The sequence below is a fragment of the Rhodococcus sp. HNM0569 genome (assembly GCF_012726205.1).
Taxonomy (GTDB): domain Bacteria; phylum Actinomycetota; class Actinomycetes; order Mycobacteriales; family Mycobacteriaceae; genus Rhodococcus_F.
In genome coordinates, this window is the sequence record NZ_JAASAE010000023.1 from 17914 (window position 1) to 33201 (window position 15288).

Sequence of the window (15288 nt, forward strand, 5' to 3'; positions counted from 1 at the left end):
GCGGCCTGCCCCGAGCCCGCGAGGATCCGTGACGCGGCCGGCGAGCTGCTCGTAGCATCGGGTGCATGTACCGCGAGCGTCGGATTGCGGGGCTCGAGGCCGTGCTGTGGCAGTCGACGGCAGACGGGCCGGGGCCCGGCACCATCCTCCCCGACGGCTGCATGGACCTCGTCGTCACGAGCGGCCGTGTCCTCGTCGCCGGGCCGGACACCCGGGCGGTGGTCGTCGACCGCGAGCGCGGCGCGACGGCGACGGGCCTGCGGTTCGATTCCGGTGTGCTGCCCGCCCTCCTCGGTGTGCCGGCGCGCGAACTCACGGATCTACGCGAACCGCTCGAGCAGGTCCGACCGGATCTGGTGCCGGGCGAGTTCGACGGCACGGCAGGCTCGCTCGTGCGGATCGCGGTTCGTGCCCGAGCACACGCCGCGCCGGATCCGGTGGTGCGCGAGGCGGCGCGGCTGCTCCGCCGCGGAGCCCCGGTGCGTGAGACGGCAGGGGCGATCGGCTACGGGGAACGCCAACTGAGACGAATGGCGTTGCAGCACTTCGGTTACGGTCCGAAGACGCTGTCCCGGATCGCACGCTTCCAGCGCGCCCTCGCCCTGGCCGGGACGATGCCCGCCGCCGACATCGCACGCGACGCGGGCTACGCCGACCAGGCGCACCTGGTGCGCGAGTGCACCGAGCTGACCGGTACGTCCTTCGGGGCGCTCACTCGGTGAGGGCGGCGAACAGATCCACCGTGGTGCCGTCGGGATCGGCGACCGTCGCGTATCGCTGACCCCAGAAGGCGTCCCACGGTGCGTGGAGTCCCCGGTAGCCCTTTCCGGTCAGCATCGCGTAGGTGTCGTCGACGCCTGCCGGGGATCCGCAGTCGAATGCGAGGCCGACACGGTCGGTGCCGGACGGCTCGGTGAACTCGGGGTCGACGGCACGCGCGGTGTCGTACGAGTCCCACATGATGCGGAGACCACCAGGAAGGGCCGCCTCGGCGTGCGGCGCGTCGTCGGCCTCGTGCGGGACGTCGAGGCCGAGGAGTCGATAGAAGGCGAGCGAAGCCGCCATGTCGCGCGTGAGGATGCCGAGAGCGCTGAACGAAGGTGTCATGAACTCAACCTAGGAGCGTGCACCGGCACCGGTCTTGAAGGTTTCGGACTTCGCGCCCGGAACCCTCGATTCCTGGCCGCGGCGCGGAGCATGCTGGTCGATATGAGCGAGAGATCGAAGTTCGCGAGCGTCGTGATCGCGCGGGCCCCCGCGGAGGTCTACGAGTACGTCGTCGACCCTGCTCACCTACCCGAGTGGGCCGCAGGCGTCGCGTCGGGCATCGAGAGACGAGACGGCAGATGGGTCGCGAAGTCGCCGATGGGGGAGATCGAACTGCGGTTCGCGCCGCGCAACGAGTTCGGCGTCCTCGACCACGACGTCGTGATGCCCGACGGCACCGTGTACTACAACCCGATGCGCGTCGTGCCGCACGAAGGCGGCAGCGAAGTGGTGTTCGGGGTACGCCGGCCGACAGGTGCGAGCGACGTCGCGTGGGAGGCGGACGTCGCGGCCGTGCAGCACGACCTCGAGACACTCGCGCGCGTCCTCGAACCGTGAGCACCTGACGAGTCCCCGTACGCCTTTTTCGCGCACGGGTCAGCTCTCGACGAGCTCCGCCGCCACCTCGGCCAGCTTCTCGTACGCCGCGACCGTGGCAGGTGCGAGCGCGTCGTGCGCGATCACGATTCCCGACGCCAGGTGCTGGTCGTAGGGGATCTGCTCGATCGCGCCGATGCGCCCCTCGAGATAGCCGCGCAACATGTCGACGTCGACGGGCCACCCGTTCGCATCCTGGTTCGAGATCGCGACCACGGTGCGCTTCAACGCCGCTTCACCGGCGACGCGGCCGATCGCATCGAGATTCGCGCGCATCCGGTTGAACGCGTCGACGCGGCACGGCACGGCGAGCACGATCGCGGCACCCGGCGTCGACACGAGCGACCGCAGATACCGCGCGCCGATGCGGTGGCCGAGATCGTAGATCGCGTCCGCGCGACGCGACTTGAGGTACGCGGCGATCCGGCGGAAGTCGGTCTCGTTCGCGAGCGCGTCGCCCGCACGGTGCAGGATGCGCGCGTTGGTGGCCGTGTGCGACGACGCGAGCATGAACGCCTCGTCGGAGATCTCGCCGCCCGTGGCCGACGCGAGCAACTGCTCGATGCCGTTGCTCGCGAGCACCTGGTCGGCGCCACGATCGGCGAGGTCGCCACCTGCGGGCGTCGCATCGATCGCGACGGCGGTGATGCCCTGTCCGGCAGCCACATTGGCGAGGCCGAGGGTGGTGGTCGTGGCGCCCGCACCACCGCATGCGCCCGCGACGAGTACCGGTGTGCCGTGCTTGACCCAAGTAGGTGTCTGTGTCATGCGGGTACCATCTCCACAACGAGTGTGCGGCCGTCGAGTGTCGCCGTTCGCACGCGGTTCGTCCACGGCGGGTCCAGCTTTTCGCCACTGTCGCTCATGCGCGTGATGGTGAGATCGTACGACTCCGGTCCACTCTTGGTGATGCTGAGGCAGTGCTGCGTACCGACCTCGATCGGGTCGATGGCCGTGGCTTGCACCTGGTCGGCGTGAAGTGCGTTGGGCACCATGTGTTCGAGCGCTTTCGTCGCATTCCTTTCGACGAAGATGCCGTACTCGAAGCCCATGATGGCGTCCGGGCCGTCGGCGAAGCCGCCGGGGCCGTTGCCGACGACGGTGGTGCCGTCGTCGGACGGCGTGCACCAGTCGGCGGCAGGCGTACCGGCACCGGCTCCCGCGCCGGCGCCCGCGTCGGCGCTGGTCGGCGCGGCCGCGGTGGCCTTGCCGTCGACGTCGTTGCCGCCGCGCGAACCCATCGTGGCGAGCACGATGCCGCCCGCGACGACCGCGACGAGCGCCACGGCACCACCGATCAGGAGGCCGGTACGGCCCGATCCAGGCTCCTTGGGCGGCTTGGGGGCCTTCGGCTCCTTCGGTGGCTTCGGAGGCTTGGGTTCCTTGACGGCCCGTGGCTCTTCGACCGCCGTGGGTGGCTTCGGTTCCTTGGCCGGCTTGGGCGCCTTCGGTTCCTTGGGCGGCTTCGGTGCCTTGGGGGCCTTGGAGGCTTTGGGCGGCTTGGGTGGCTTGGCAGCTTTCGGTGCCTTCGGCGGCTTGCCCGCGGGTGACTGCGCGGGCTGGTCGTCGCCCGTGAGCCACATCGGCGGCGGATTGTCGTCGGAGAGCCAGCTGGGCCCTGCTGTCGGCTTCGGTGCACCGCCGGGGCGCGGGCCCGCAGCGGGGGCGGGACCGGGAGCGACCTTGGGGCCCGGTGCGGGCTGCTCGGGCGGCGGGGTGGTGCCCGGCTCGGGAGCGCCTGGCTGGTCTGCCGCTCCGGTCGCCCCGCTCGGGCCGGGTTGTGAACCCGGTGCCGGCGCGGCCTCGAAAGCAGGGAACCAGCCGTCGTGGCGGTCCTGCGATCCTCCCCTGTCAGTCATGGTCGCCCATTCTCTCACCCTCGTTTCGGCCTCGTGCCGCCCCTCCGTGCGCGGGTGTCCCCCCGGCCCGTGAGCGTGTGATCCCCCGGCGGCGGAAGTTATCAGAATCCACCGCACGCGCGTGCGATGCGAGACCGGGAGCCTGCCCAGCGGGTGTGGCGAAAATCCGATTCACTGGACGGGCTGCGCCGCCTAGACTGGTCTGGCGAGCGAGATCCTCGGAGCCTGGACGGTGTTGTCCGCCCCGAACCACCTGAAGTTACACGACGCGGCAGCTCGCGCGGTGTGCCGCAGGGCACAGACGAAGCAGGGAAACCGCAGGTAGACGCGGTCTTAGCCGAACCTAAGTTGTGAGGTTTGCGGTGGTCTGAATTATCGTTTTGTTTACACGGCGGACTCACAACAGTCCCCCAGGACCGAAAAGCCACGTCGCCTGAAGCTCGAAGCACACCCGGCGTCAGCGCGAGGCGATAGCCGATCGGTGGTGCCGTTCACAGCGCGGTGACGGTGCGTATTGCAGGAAGATGGCCATCAGCGCTGCTGGTCGTCGGTGCATCTCTTGGCATACGAAGGCTAGGTATGAAGCAACTTCCAGGCCCTCAGGGGCTCTATCACCCCGCGAACGAGCACGATTCTTGTGGTGTGGCATTCGTGGTGGACATGAAGGGCCGCCCCAGCAGGGACATCGTCGAGAAGGCCATCACGGCCCTGATCAATCTCGAGCACCGCGGTGCCGCAGGCTCCGAGCCCAACTCGGGCGACGGCGCGGGCATCCTCATCCAGGTTCCGGACAAGTTCTTCCGGGCCGTCGTGGACTTCCCGCTGCCTGCTCCCGGTGCATACGCGACCGGCATCGCGTTCCTCCCGCAGTCGCGTTCCGACGCGGACAATGCGGCCGCCGCGGTCGACAAGATCGTCGAGAGCGAAGGCCTGAAGGTTCTCGGCTGGCGCGACGTCGCCATCGACGATTCCTCCCTCGGCGCGTTGGCACGGGACGCAATGCCCACCTTCCGTCAATTGTTCATCGGCAGCGAGGACGGATCGTTACGCGGACTCGAGCTCGAGCGTCGCGCGTTCGTCGTCCGTAAGCGCACCGAGCACGAGCTCGGGAACGAGGGCGCCGGTTCCGGTGCGACCGGTCAGGAGACCGTCTACTTCGCGAGCCTGTCCAGCCAGACGTTCGTCTACAAGGGCATGCTCACGACCCCGCAGCTCAAGGGCTTCTACCTGGACCTGCAGGACAGCCGTGTCGAGTCCGCACTGGGCCTCGTGCACTCGCGGTTCTCCACCAACACGTTCCCGTCGTGGCCGCTCGCGCACCCCTTCCGTCGCGTCGCGCACAACGGCGAGATCAACACCGTCACCGGCAACGAGAACTGGATGCGTGCCCGCGAGGCGCTCATCGACTCGGACGTCTTCGGGGGCAAGGAAGCCCTGCAGAAGATCTTCCCGGTGTGCACCAACGGCGCGTCCGACACGGCGCGCTTCGACGAGGTACTCGAGCTGCTGCACCTCGGTGGCCGCAGCCTGCCGCACGCCGTGCTGATGATGATTCCCGAGGCATGGGAGCGCAACGAGTACATGAAGCCCGAACACCGGGCGTTCTACGAGTACCACTCGACGCTCATGGAGCCGTGGGACGGCCCGGCGTCGGTGTGCTTCACCGACGGCACCGTCATCGGCGCCGTGCTCGACCGCAACGGCCTGCGTCCGTCGCGCCTGTGGATCACCGAGGACGACCTGGTCGTCATGGCGTCGGAGGTCGGTGTCCTGCCGATCGATCCGGCCAGCGTGGTGCGCAAGGTGCGTCTGCAGCCGGGCCGCATGTTCCTGGTGGACACCGAGCAGGGCCGCATCGTCAGCGACGACGAGATCAAGGACCAGCTCGCGGCCGAGCACCCCTATCGCGAGTGGCTCGACGCGGGTCTCACGCGGATGGACGACCTGCCGGACCGCCCGTACACGTACATGTCGCACGAGCGGGTCGTCTTGCGGCAGCAGATGTTCGGTTTCACCAACGAGGAGGTCAACCTTCTCGTCAAGCCGATGGCGGCCTCGGGCGCCGAGGCGATCGGTTCGATGGGCACCGACACCCCCATCGCGGTGCTGTCGGCACGCTCACGCATGCTGTTCGACTACTTCCAGCAGATGTTCGCGCAGGTCACGAACCCGCCGCTGGACGCGATCCGCGAAGAGGTGGTCACCAGCCTGGGCGGCACCATCGGCCCCGAGCACGACCTGCTCCACCCGACCGCGGAATCCGCCCGGCAGATCCATCTGCCGCAGCCGATCCTGCACAACGACGACCTGTCGAAGCTCATCCACGTCAACGACGACGGGGACTTCCCGGACTTCCGCAGTGTCATCGTGCGCGGCCTCTACCCGGTCGCCGAGGGCGGCGAGGGTCTGCGCAAGGCGCTCGACGACGTGCGCTACCAGGTGTCCGAGGCCATCGCGGGTGGCGCACGCATCATCGTGCTGTCCGACCGTGAGTCCAACGAGACGCATGCGCCGATCCCGTCGCTGCTTCTCACGTCCGCCGTGCACCACCACCTGGTGCGCGAGAAGACCCGCACCAAGGTCGGTCTCATCGTCGAGGCCGGCGACGCGCGCGAGGTCCACCACATGGCGGCGCTGGTCGGCTTCGGTGCCGCGGCGGTCAACCCGTACATGGCATTCGAGACGGTCGACGAGCTCGTCAACGACGGTGCGCTCGCGGGCATTCCGCGCGACAAGGCGATCGCGAACTACATCAAGGCCGCGGGCAAGGGCGTGCTGAAGGTGATGTCCAAGATGGGCATCTCGACGCTCGCGTCGTACACGGGTGCGCAGCTGTTCCAGGTCATCGGCCTGTCGCAGTCGGTCGTGGACGAGTACTTCACGGGTCTGCACTCGCATCTCGGCGGCATCGGTCTCGAGGAGATCGCCGAAGAGGTCGCGGTGCGGCATCGTCTGGCGTACCTCGACAACCCCGAAGAGCGCGCGCACCGCGAGCTCGAGGTGGGCGGCGAGTACCAGTGGCGCCGCGAGGGCGAGTACCACCTGTTCAACCCGGACACGGTGTTCAAGCTGCAGCACTCGACGCGCACCGGCCAGTACAAGGTGTTCAAGGAGTACACCCAGCTCGTCGACGACCAGAGCAAGCGCATCGCCGCGCTGCGCGGTCTGTTCGAGTTCAAGAAGGGTGTGCGCCAGCCGGTTCCGCTCGACGAGGTCGAGCCGGCCACCGAGATCGTCAAGCGTTTCTCCACGGGCGCGATGAGCTACGGCTCGATCTCGGCCGAGGCGCACGAGACGCTCGCGATCGCGATGAACCGACTGGGTGGCCGCTCGAACTCCGGTGAGGGCGGCGAGGATCCGCGTCGTTTCACGCCGGACGAGAACGGCGACCTGCGTCGCTCGGCGATCAAGCAGGTCGCGTCGGGCCGGTTCGGTGTCACGTCGCACTACCTGACCAACTGCACCGACATCCAGATCAAGATGGCGCAGGGCGCGAAGCCCGGTGAGGGCGGCCAGCTTCCGGCGCACAAGGTCTACCCGTGGGTCGCCGAGGTGCGGCATTCGACGCCGGGCGTCGGCCTCATCTCGCCGCCGCCGCACCACGACATCTACTCGATCGAGGATCTCGCGCAGCTGATCCACGACCTCAAGAACGCCAACCCGCAGGCTCGCATCCACGTGAAGCTGGTCTCGGAGGTCGGCGTCGGCACGGTCGCCGCGGGTGTGTCGAAGGCGCACGCCGACGTCGTGCTCATCTCGGGTCACGACGGCGGCACCGGTGCCACGCCGCTCACGTCGGTCAAGCACGCGGGTGCGCCGTGGGAGCTCGGTCTGGCGGAGACGCAGCAGACGCTGCTGCTCAACGGGCTGCGCGACCGCATCGTCGTGCAGGTCGACGGCCAGCTCAAGACGGGCCGCGACGTCGTCATCGCAGCTCTGCTCGGCGGCGAGGAGTTCGGTTTCGCCACCGCTCCGCTCGTCGTGTCCGGCTGCATCATGATGCGGGTGTGCCATCTCGACACCTGCCCGGTGGGCGTCGCGACGCAGAACCCGGTGCTGCGCAAGCGGTTCACGGGCAAGCCCGAGTTCGTCGAGAACTTCTTCCTGTTCATCGCGGAGGAGGTGCGCGAGCTGCTCGCCGAGCTCGGCTTCCGCAGCCTCGACGAGGCGATCGGCCAGGTCGAACTGCTCGACACGAGCAAGGCGATCGAGCACTGGAAGGACGCGAAGGCAGGCAAGCTCGACCTCGCGCCCATCCTGCACCGTGCCGACTCGGCGTTCATGGACCAGGACGAGCACTGCACCAAGACGCAGGACCACGGTCTGGACAAGGCGCTCGACCAGCAGCTGATCCTGCGGGCCCGGCCCGCGATCGACACCGGCAAGCCGGTCTCGATCCACACGCACATCACCAACGTCAACCGCACGGTCGGCACGATGCTCGGCCACGAGGTGACCAAGGTGCACGGTGCCGAGGGTCTGCCCGAGGACACGATCGACATCACGTTCACCGGGTCGGCGGGCAACAGCTTCGGCGCATTCGTGCCCCAGGGCATGACGCTCCGTCTGCACGGCGACGCGAACGACTTCGTCGGCAAGGGCCTGTCCGGTGGCCGCATCGTGGTGCGCCCGCCGGAGGCGACGGCCGGCGGCTTCGTCGCCGAGGACAACATCATCGCAGGCAACGTCATCCTGTTCGGTGCCACGAGCGGTGAGGTGCTGCTGCGCGGCGTCGTCGGCGAGCGTTTCGCCGTGCGTAACTCGGGTGCCACCGCGGTCGTCGAGGGCGTGGGCGACCACGGCTGCGAATACATGACCGGCGGCAAGGTCGTCATCCTCGGCAAGACCGGCCGCAACTTCGGCGCCGGTATGTCCGGTGGTGTCGCGTTCGTCTACAACCCGGACCGCGACTTCGAGGACAACCTCAACACCGAACTGGTCGACCTCGAGGACCTCGAGAGCGAGGACTACGTCTGGCTCAAGGGTGCGATCGAGCGTCACCGCGACGAGACCGGGTCGGAGGTTGCGGCACGCATCCTGTCCGACTGGTCGCAACAGGCTGCACATTTCGCGAAGGTGATGCCTCGCGATTACAAGAAGGTACTCATGGCAATCAAGGACGCCGAAATCCGCGGTGCCGACGTCGACGAGGCAATCATGGAGGCTGCTCGTGGGTGATCCAAGAGGCTTTCTCGAGCACGGCTCTCGTGAGCTGCCCGTCCGCCGTCCCGTTCCGCTCCGTCTGCTCGACTGGAAGGAGGTCTACGAGGACTTCCCCGAGACGACCCTCCGGACCCAGGCCAGCCGATGCATGGACTGCGGTATCCCGTTCTGCCACAACGGTTGCCCGCTCGGGAACCTGATTCCCGAGTGGAACGACCTGGTCTACAAGGACCAGTGGAAGGACGCGATCGACCGCCTGCACGCGACCAACAACTTCCCGGAGTTCACGGGCCGGTTGTGCCCGGCTCCGTGTGAGGCGTCGTGCGTGCTCGGTATCAACCAGGATCCGGTCACGATCAAGCAGGTCGAGGTCGAGATCATCGACAAGGCCTTCGACGAGGGCTGGGTCGAGCCGGTGCGCGCCGCCCACCCGACCGGCAAGAAGGTTGCCGTCGTCGGCTCCGGCCCCGCGGGACTTGCTGCGGCGCAGCAGCTCACGCGTGCCGGCCACTCGGTCACGGTGTTCGAGCGTGCCGCCCGTGTCGGTGGTCTGCTCCGCTACGGCATCCCCGAGTTCAAGATGGAGAAGCGCCACATCGACCGCCGTCTCGCACAGATGGAGGCCGAGGGCACGACCTTCCGCACCAGCGTGAACGTCGGCGTCGACATCACGGCCGACGAACTGCGCGCCGAGTTCGACGCCGTCGTGCTCGCCGTCGGCTCCACGATCGGGCGCGATCTGCCGATCCCGGGCCGCGAACTCGACGGCATCCATCAGGCGATGGAGTTCCTGCCGCTCGCGAACCGCGTGCAGCTCGGCGACGACATCACCGACGCCGACGGCATGCCGCCGATCAACGCGAAGGGCAAGAAGGTCGTCATCATCGGTGGCGGCGACACCGGTGCCGACTGCCTCGGCACGTCGCACCGCCAGCAGGCCGAGAGCGTGCACCAGTTCGAGATCATGCCGCGCCCGCCGGAGACTCGCGCCGAGTCGACCCCGTGGCCGACCTATCCGCTGATGTTCCGCGTCTCGTCCGCGCACGAAGAGGGCGGCGAGCGGGTCTTCTCGGTCAACACCGAGTCGTTCGTCGGCAAGGACGGCAAGGTCGTGGCCTTGAAGGCGTACGAGGTGGAGATGAAGGACGGCAAGTTCGAGAAGGTCGAGGGTTCGGAGTTCGAACTCGACGCCGATCTCGTGCTGCTCGCGATGGGCTTCGTCGGCCCCGAGCGCGAGGGTCTGCTCACCGACCTCGGTGTCGAGTTCACCGATCGCGGAAATGTCGTCCGGAACGACGATTTCGCCACCAACGTCGACGGTGTCTTCGTTGCAGGCGACGCGGGCCGCGGCCAGTCGCTCATCGTGTGGGCGATCGCCGAGGGCCGCTCGACCGCCGCGGCGGTGGACGAGTACCTCGAGTCCACCACGGCGCTGCCGTCGCCCATCACTCCCACGATGGTTGCCCAGCGCTGACCCGCTGATCCACCGACGAGACCCCCTCCTGCTCGGTCGCGATGTCACACTGTGTGCGCTCGATGCACAGGATGTGACATCGCGGCCATCGGGGAGGGGGTTTCGTCGTGTGCGGGCGTTCGGGGAGCGCCAGGGGTGACCCAGTGCACTCGTTGAATTCTCACCGAGTACGGTCGGTGCGGTGTTGGTCTGGTACGTCAGCTACGGGTCGAACATGCAGAAGCGCCGGTTGCGCAGTTACCTCGAAGGGGGCCGCCCACCGGGCGCGGTGCACATCCACCCGGGTGCGCGCGACGGCAGTGCGCCGCGCGCGAGTTCGCCCGTGACGTTGCGCGGGTCGGTGTTCTTCGCGGGCGAGTCCAAGGTGTGGACCGGCGGCGTCGCATTCTTCGATCCGGACGGCCCCGGCACGGTGCCCGCCCGGGCCTATCTCGTGACGCGCGAGCAGTTCGAGGACATCAAGGCGCAGGAACCCGCGTGCTACGACCGCGTGCTCACGCTGGGGCACCGCGACGGCCTGCCGATGTACACGTTCACCACGCGGGCACGCGGCGACGCGGTGCGCCGTAATCCGCCCGCGGGCGCGTACCTCGCGACGATGTCGAAGGGGCTGCGCGAGGCGCACGGGTGGGACGCCGAGCAGGCCGGAAGCTATCTCGCGGCGTGCGTACGCGACGCCCACAGTCCTGTCAGCGCCTGACCGGTCTCAGCGCCTGAGCAGGTGCCGTACGTGCCCGGTCTCGTTGACCGACGCGAGCCTGCGGGTGCCGTCGCGCGAGACGAGGACCCTGCTCAGCGACGTGTACTCGAGCGGAAACGTGAGCGGGCGCGGCAGCCCGAGCAGTTCCTGCAGGTAGACGTTGACGACGCCGCCGTGCGCGACGACAGCGACCGTCTCGTGGTGCTCGGCCGCGTCGATCACGTCGTCGATCGCGGAGAACACGCGCGCACGGAAGGCGTCGGCGTCGACGAATGCCGGGAACTCGCCCGCCCGGATCCGTGCGTACGCGTCGGGCGCGAGCGCCGCGGCCTCGTGGAACGGGATGTAGTGGGACAGTCCGTGGTCGTACTCGGCGAGGCCGTCGAACACCGTGACGGGCAGGTCGAGTGCACGCGCGAGCGGCTCCGCGGTCTGCCGGGCGCGCAGCTGCGGGCTCGCGACGATGCGTGCGATGTCGTACGGCTCGAGTGCGGCGGGAAGCAGCTCGGCCTGCCGCACGCCCTCGTCGGTGAGCGCAGGGTCGGCGCGCTCGTCGGCGTCGGTGACCTTCTCCGGAAGCGCGTGGCGGATGAACAGCAGCTGCACGGAACCACGATCTCACACCGCGCTGGTCGCGCTCGTCGGCGCATCGGAGCGACGCGTCGTCACCGGCGTGGTTTCGCGAGCGGGAACGCCAGCACGTCGCGCATGCTTGTGCCGGTGATCAGCATGACGAGCCGGTCGACGCCCATGCCGAGACGGCCGGTGGGTGGCATGCCGCGTTCGAGTGCCTGCAGGAAGTCCTCGTCGAGTTCCATCGCCTCGTCGTCGCCGCGTGCCGCGCGCAGCGACTGCGCGGTGAGCCGCGCACGCTGCTCGATCGGGTCGGTGAGTTCGCTGTAGGCCGTGCCGAGTTCGACACCCCACGCCACCAGATTCCACCGGGCGGCGATTCCGGGGATCGTGGAATGCGGCCGGGCGAGTGGTGACGTCGACGTCGGGAAGTCCGTGTAGAAGGTGGGGAACTCGGTGGCGCGTTCGACGAGCTCGCCGTAGAGACGCTGTGTCAGTTGTCCGGAATCCCAGTCGGTTTCGTACGTCAGACCGTGTTCGTCGCACAGCAGGCGCAGCTCGTCCGCGGGTGTCTCGGGGCTCACGTCGACGCCCACCCGTTCGCTCACCGCGGCGTGCACCGTGACGACGGGCCATTCGCCCGAGATGTCGACGTCGACCGGTGCACCGTCCGGCCCGGGCCGTATCACCACCTCACGCCCGTGCGCCGCGACGGCGCCGGCCTGGATCAGTTCGCGGCACAGTGTGCGCATCGCCTCGTGGTCGGCGTGTGCTTCGAACGCCTCGAGCATCGTGAACTCGGGGCTGTGGGTGGAATCGGCGGCCTCGTTGCGGAACACGCGGCCCAGCTCGAAGACCTTCTCGAAACCCGCGACGCACAAGCGTTCGAGGTAGAGCTCGGGCGCGACGCGGAGGGAGACGTCGAGGTCGTCGGCGTCGAGACGTGTGACGAGGGGCGCGGCGTTCGCGCCGCCGTGCACCTGCTGCAGGATCGGTGTCTCGACCTCCAGGAAACCGCGCGCGCCGAGCGAATCGCGCAGCGAGCGCACGACGGCACTGCGCATCGTGAGTGTTCGGCGCGCATCGGGATCGACGGCGAGTTCGACGTACCGCTGCCGCACACGGGTTTCCGCGTCGGACAGCCCTTTCCACTTGTCGGGCAACGGGTGCAGGCATTTCGCGGTCATCCGCCAGCTGGTCACCAGCAGCGACAGCGTGCCCGACCGGCTGTGACCGATCGCGCCGCTCACCTCGACGAGATCGCCGAGGTCGAACTCCCGCGCGAACGACCGGACCAGTTCGGTGCCGCGGGGCGGATCACCGCCTTCGGATTGGAGGTCGCTGAGGCGTTCGGCGTCGACGACGAGCTGCATGTCGCCCGATTCGTCGCGCACCGTGGCGAACACGACGCCGCCGTGGTCGCGGATCCGCAGCAGCCGGCCCGCGACGCGCACCCGGGTGCCGCGCGGCAGGGTGAGAGCGTCGGCGATCGTGTGGGTCGGCGGGTACGCGACCGGATAGGGGTCGACGCCCTCGGCGGCGAGTGCGTCGAGCTTGCGCATCCGTACGCGCACCTGGTCGGGGCGTCTCGGGCCCGCGGGCGCCTCGTCGGGTGCGGTGTCCGGCGCGCTGCCGTCGGCGTGCAGCCCCTCGGCAGCGACCAGTTCGGGTGGCAGTTTCTCGTGGATACCGGTGTGCGCGAGGTTTCCCCGGGCGCGGCGGCCCGGGCGGGGGAGGGCGACGAAGCCTTCCGTGACCGCGGACGCGAACCCGACGCGTAGCGTCTGGTGGTCGTCCTGGAAGCACACGAAGCGCGGCACCCAGTCCGGCTGGTACTTCAGGTTCGCGCGGTACAACGCCTCGAGTTGCCACCAGCGGGAGAAGAACACGAGGCTCGCGCGCCACGCGCGCAGTGCCGGGCCCGCGCCGACGCGCGAGTCGTCCTCGAACGCCGACCGGAATACCGCGAAGTTGAGCGAGATCCGGGTGATGCCGAGTTCGGGAGCACGCGTGGCGAGTTCGGTGACCATGAGTTCGACGGCACCGTCCGGGGCATTCCGGTCCCGTCGCACCAGGTCGAGTGAAAGCCCGTCGGTGCCCCACGGTACGAGCGACAGGACGGCCACGATCGCGCCGTCGACACGTGCCACCACGAGCACGCAGTCGCCGTCGAGCGGATCGCCCAACCGGCCGAGTGCCATCGAGAACCCCCGCTCGGTCTCGGCGGCGCGCCACTCGTCGGCGAGCCGCACCACCGCGCCCATCTCGTCGGCGGGCACGTCACGATGCCGCCGGATCTCCGCCGTGACGCCGTGTCGCCGCGCGCGCGTCACGGCATGCCGGACGGTCCTCATGTCGCGCCCGGACAGGCTGAACTCGCGTGTGCGCAGGACGGCCTCGTCGCCCAGGTGGCGCACGGTCAGCCCCGCGCGACGGTAGGCGGCGGCCCCTGCCTCCGACGCGCCCGCCACGGCCGTCGTCCAGCCGTAGCCGCGGGCGAGTCGTTGCCACGTCTCGATCGCGTACTGCCACGCCGAGGGGGCGCCGATCGGATCCCCGCTCGCCAGGCACACACCGAGTTCGACGCGATAGGTGACGGCCGCGCGGCCGTCACGTGAGAACACGACGGCCTTGTCGCGGCGCGTCGCGAAGTAGCCGAGCGAGTCGTCGGCGCCGTACCGCGCGAGGAGGCCGCGGATCGCGGACTCGTCGTTGCCGGTGAGCGCGTTGGTGGAGCGCTGCGAACGGAACAGCACGACGGCCGCGGCGACAAGGGCGACGGCGCCCAACAGGCCGAGAAGGGTGTTCAGGAACCAGTGCGGCTGTCCGCCGAACTGGTCGTTGTCGAGGAACGACAGCGCCGTGACGCGGTTGAACGCCCACAGCAGCCTCTCGCCGGACGGCAGGGTGCCGGGGAACAGTGCGACCAGGCCCCACCCGACGAGAGTGCCGGCGACCAGCCCACCGACGAGGATGCCGAGCGCCTGCCACATCGCGCCGCGTCGCACCCGGGTGTAGAACTCGTTGTACGCCGCGAGTAGTACCGCGACGGCGCACAACAGCACCACCAGCGCGACGCCCGCGTGGACGTCGCGGTCGCGCACCAGCACGGTGGCATCGACGATCACGACCGCGACGAGATACACGGTCAGCACCCACCACGCGATCCGTTTGCGGGTCGCGACTCCAACCGCGAGCAGCGCCACCACCAGCGCGAACGAGATGCTCGTGTCCGGTGCGTCGACGTAGTAGTCGTCGAGGTACTGCCGGGGCACGCGCACGAGATCGCGCAGCACCGGCGAGATGCTCCACAACAACACGAGCGCGGCGTAGACCCCGAGTGTCAGCCCGGCGACATGCGGCACCCGGCGCAACCACGGCGTGTTCGCCCGTGCGCGCGATGCGGAAGCCGGATCGGAACGCTGCGTCGTCTGCATAAGGTCCACCTTTCCGACGCGTCCGCGTGCACGGACCCGTCGTCGGCGTCGCTCGGCCGGTTCGGACAACAGTCTGCTGGCTCGCACGCCGTTTGTGACGGAAGCGCAGAATGGGGGCATGTCCGACAGCGCAGACGAGCTTCCCGACGCCGACACCGTGCCCATCCGAGACGAGTCGATCCGGCTCGGTCAGTTCCTCAAGCTGGCGAATCTCATCGAGTCCGGTGCCGAGGCCAAGGAGGTCGTCGCGGACGGGCTCGTCGAGGTCAACGGCGAGGTCGAGACGCGCCGCGGCCGTCAGTTGCGCGACGGCGACGTCGTCGAGCTCGGTGGCGTCGCGGTGCGGGTGGCGAGCGCCTGACCCCTGTGCGCGAAACAAGCGTGCAGGGACTCTGTGCTGTCTACGTAGATGTGAGACACGGGTGTCTACGTAGATGT

General features: G+C 68.9%; 11 protein-coding genes. 6 read left to right on the forward strand and 5 right to left on the reverse strand.

The features are described from left to right. The first annotated feature begins 65 nt into the window (after positions 1-65). On the forward strand, positions 66-722 hold the full coding sequence (locus tag HCA44_RS19750; protein WP_169651041.1) for a helix-turn-helix domain-containing protein: 657 nt from the start codon (positions 66-68) through the stop codon (positions 720-722). Here the strand turns inward: HCA44_RS19750 and HCA44_RS19755 are convergent. Next, positions 712-1107 carry a VOC family protein gene (locus tag HCA44_RS19755; protein WP_169651042.1) on the reverse strand — a complete coding sequence of 132 codons (396 nt, stop codon included), beginning with the start codon at positions 1105-1107 and terminating at the stop codon, positions 712-714. The genes HCA44_RS19750 and HCA44_RS19755 overlap by 11 nt on opposite strands. A 102-nt stretch (positions 1108-1209) precedes the next feature. Between HCA44_RS19755 and HCA44_RS19760 the strand changes: the two genes are divergently transcribed. Continuing rightward, positions 1210-1605, forward strand: coding sequence for an SRPBCC family protein (locus tag HCA44_RS19760; RefSeq protein ID WP_169651043.1), 396 nt, complete (start codon positions 1210-1212; stop codon positions 1603-1605). A 39-nt stretch (positions 1606-1644) separates the two neighbouring features. Here the strand turns inward: HCA44_RS19760 and HCA44_RS19765 are convergent, their stop codons facing one another. Together HCA44_RS19765 and HCA44_RS19770 are read right to left on the reverse strand one after the other, a co-directional pair. Then, positions 1645-2412: a hypothetical protein gene (locus tag HCA44_RS19765; RefSeq protein ID WP_169651044.1), complete on the reverse strand. Its 768-nt coding sequence runs from the start codon at positions 2410-2412 to the stop codon at positions 1645-1647. After that, the gene (locus HCA44_RS19770; RefSeq protein ID WP_169651045.1) at positions 2409-3503 is read right to left on the reverse strand and encodes a hypothetical protein; all 1095 of its coding nucleotides are present in this window, start codon (positions 3501-3503) and stop codon (positions 2409-2411) included. The genes HCA44_RS19765 and HCA44_RS19770 overlap by 4 nt, the downstream gene beginning before the upstream one ends. A gap of 579 nt (positions 3504-4082) precedes the next feature. On the opposite strand from HCA44_RS19770, the gene gltB reads away from it, so the two are divergent. The 3 genes from gltB (at position 4083) to HCA44_RS19785 (ending at position 10840) form a co-directional block, all read left to right on the forward strand. After that, a complete protein-coding gene (gltB, locus tag HCA44_RS19775) occupies positions 4083-8681 on the forward strand; it encodes a glutamate synthase large subunit (RefSeq protein ID WP_169651046.1) in 4599 nt (1532 codons plus the stop codon). After that, positions 8674-10140 carry a glutamate synthase subunit beta gene (locus tag HCA44_RS19780; protein WP_169651047.1) on the forward strand — a complete coding sequence of 489 codons (1467 nt, stop codon included), beginning with the start codon at positions 8674-8676 and terminating at the stop codon, positions 10138-10140. Before gltB ends, HCA44_RS19780 begins: the two co-directional genes overlap by 8 nt. 181 nt (positions 10141-10321) lie before the next feature. Continuing rightward, positions 10322-10840, forward strand: a complete 519-nt coding sequence (locus HCA44_RS19785) for a hypothetical protein (protein WP_169651048.1) — start codon at positions 10322-10324, stop codon at positions 10838-10840. A 6-nt stretch (positions 10841-10846) separates the two neighbouring features. On the opposite strand, the gene HCA44_RS19790 is transcribed toward HCA44_RS19785, so the two are convergent. Continuing rightward, positions 10847-11446: a histidine phosphatase family protein gene (locus tag HCA44_RS19790; protein WP_169651049.1), complete on the reverse strand. Its 600-nt coding sequence runs from the start codon at positions 11444-11446 to the stop codon at positions 10847-10849. Between the two features lie 59 nt (positions 11447-11505). Then, a complete protein-coding gene (gene lysX, locus HCA44_RS19795; RefSeq protein WP_169651050.1) occupies positions 11506-14850 on the reverse strand; it encodes a bifunctional lysylphosphatidylglycerol synthetase/lysine--tRNA ligase LysX in 3345 nt (1114 codons plus the stop codon). Positions 14851-14968: 118 nt separating this feature from the next. Between lysX and HCA44_RS19800 the strand changes: the two genes are divergently transcribed. Beyond that, entirely contained in the window at positions 14969-15211 is a 243-nt protein-coding gene (locus HCA44_RS19800; protein ID WP_169651051.1) for an RNA-binding S4 domain-containing protein, read from the forward strand. Positions 15212-15288: the final 77 nt, after the last annotated feature.

Coding starts and splice junctions, on each gene's coding strand:
- HCA44_RS19770 (WP_169651045.1), bottom strand. CDS start 3,503: ATGACTGACAGGGGAGGATCGCAGGACCGCCACGACGGCTGGTTCCCT.
- gltB (WP_169651046.1), top strand. CDS start 4,083: ATGAAGCAACTTCCAGGCCCTCAGGGGCTCTATCACCCCGCGAACGAG.
- HCA44_RS19760 (WP_169651043.1), top strand. CDS start 1,210: ATGAGCGAGAGATCGAAGTTCGCGAGCGTCGTGATCGCGCGGGCCCCC.
- HCA44_RS19750 (WP_169651041.1), top strand. CDS start 66: ATGTACCGCGAGCGTCGGATTGCGGGGCTCGAGGCCGTGCTGTGGCAG.
- HCA44_RS19765 (WP_169651044.1), bottom strand. CDS start 2,412: ATGACACAGACACCTACTTGGGTCAAGCACGGCACACCGGTACTCGTC.
- HCA44_RS19755 (WP_169651042.1), bottom strand. CDS start 1,107: ATGACACCTTCGTTCAGCGCTCTCGGCATCCTCACGCGCGACATGGCG.
- HCA44_RS19800 (WP_169651051.1), top strand. CDS start 14,969: ATGTCCGACAGCGCAGACGAGCTTCCCGACGCCGACACCGTGCCCATC.
- lysX (WP_169651050.1), bottom strand. CDS start 14,850: ATGCAGACGACGCAGCGTTCCGATCCGGCTTCCGCATCGCGCGCACGG.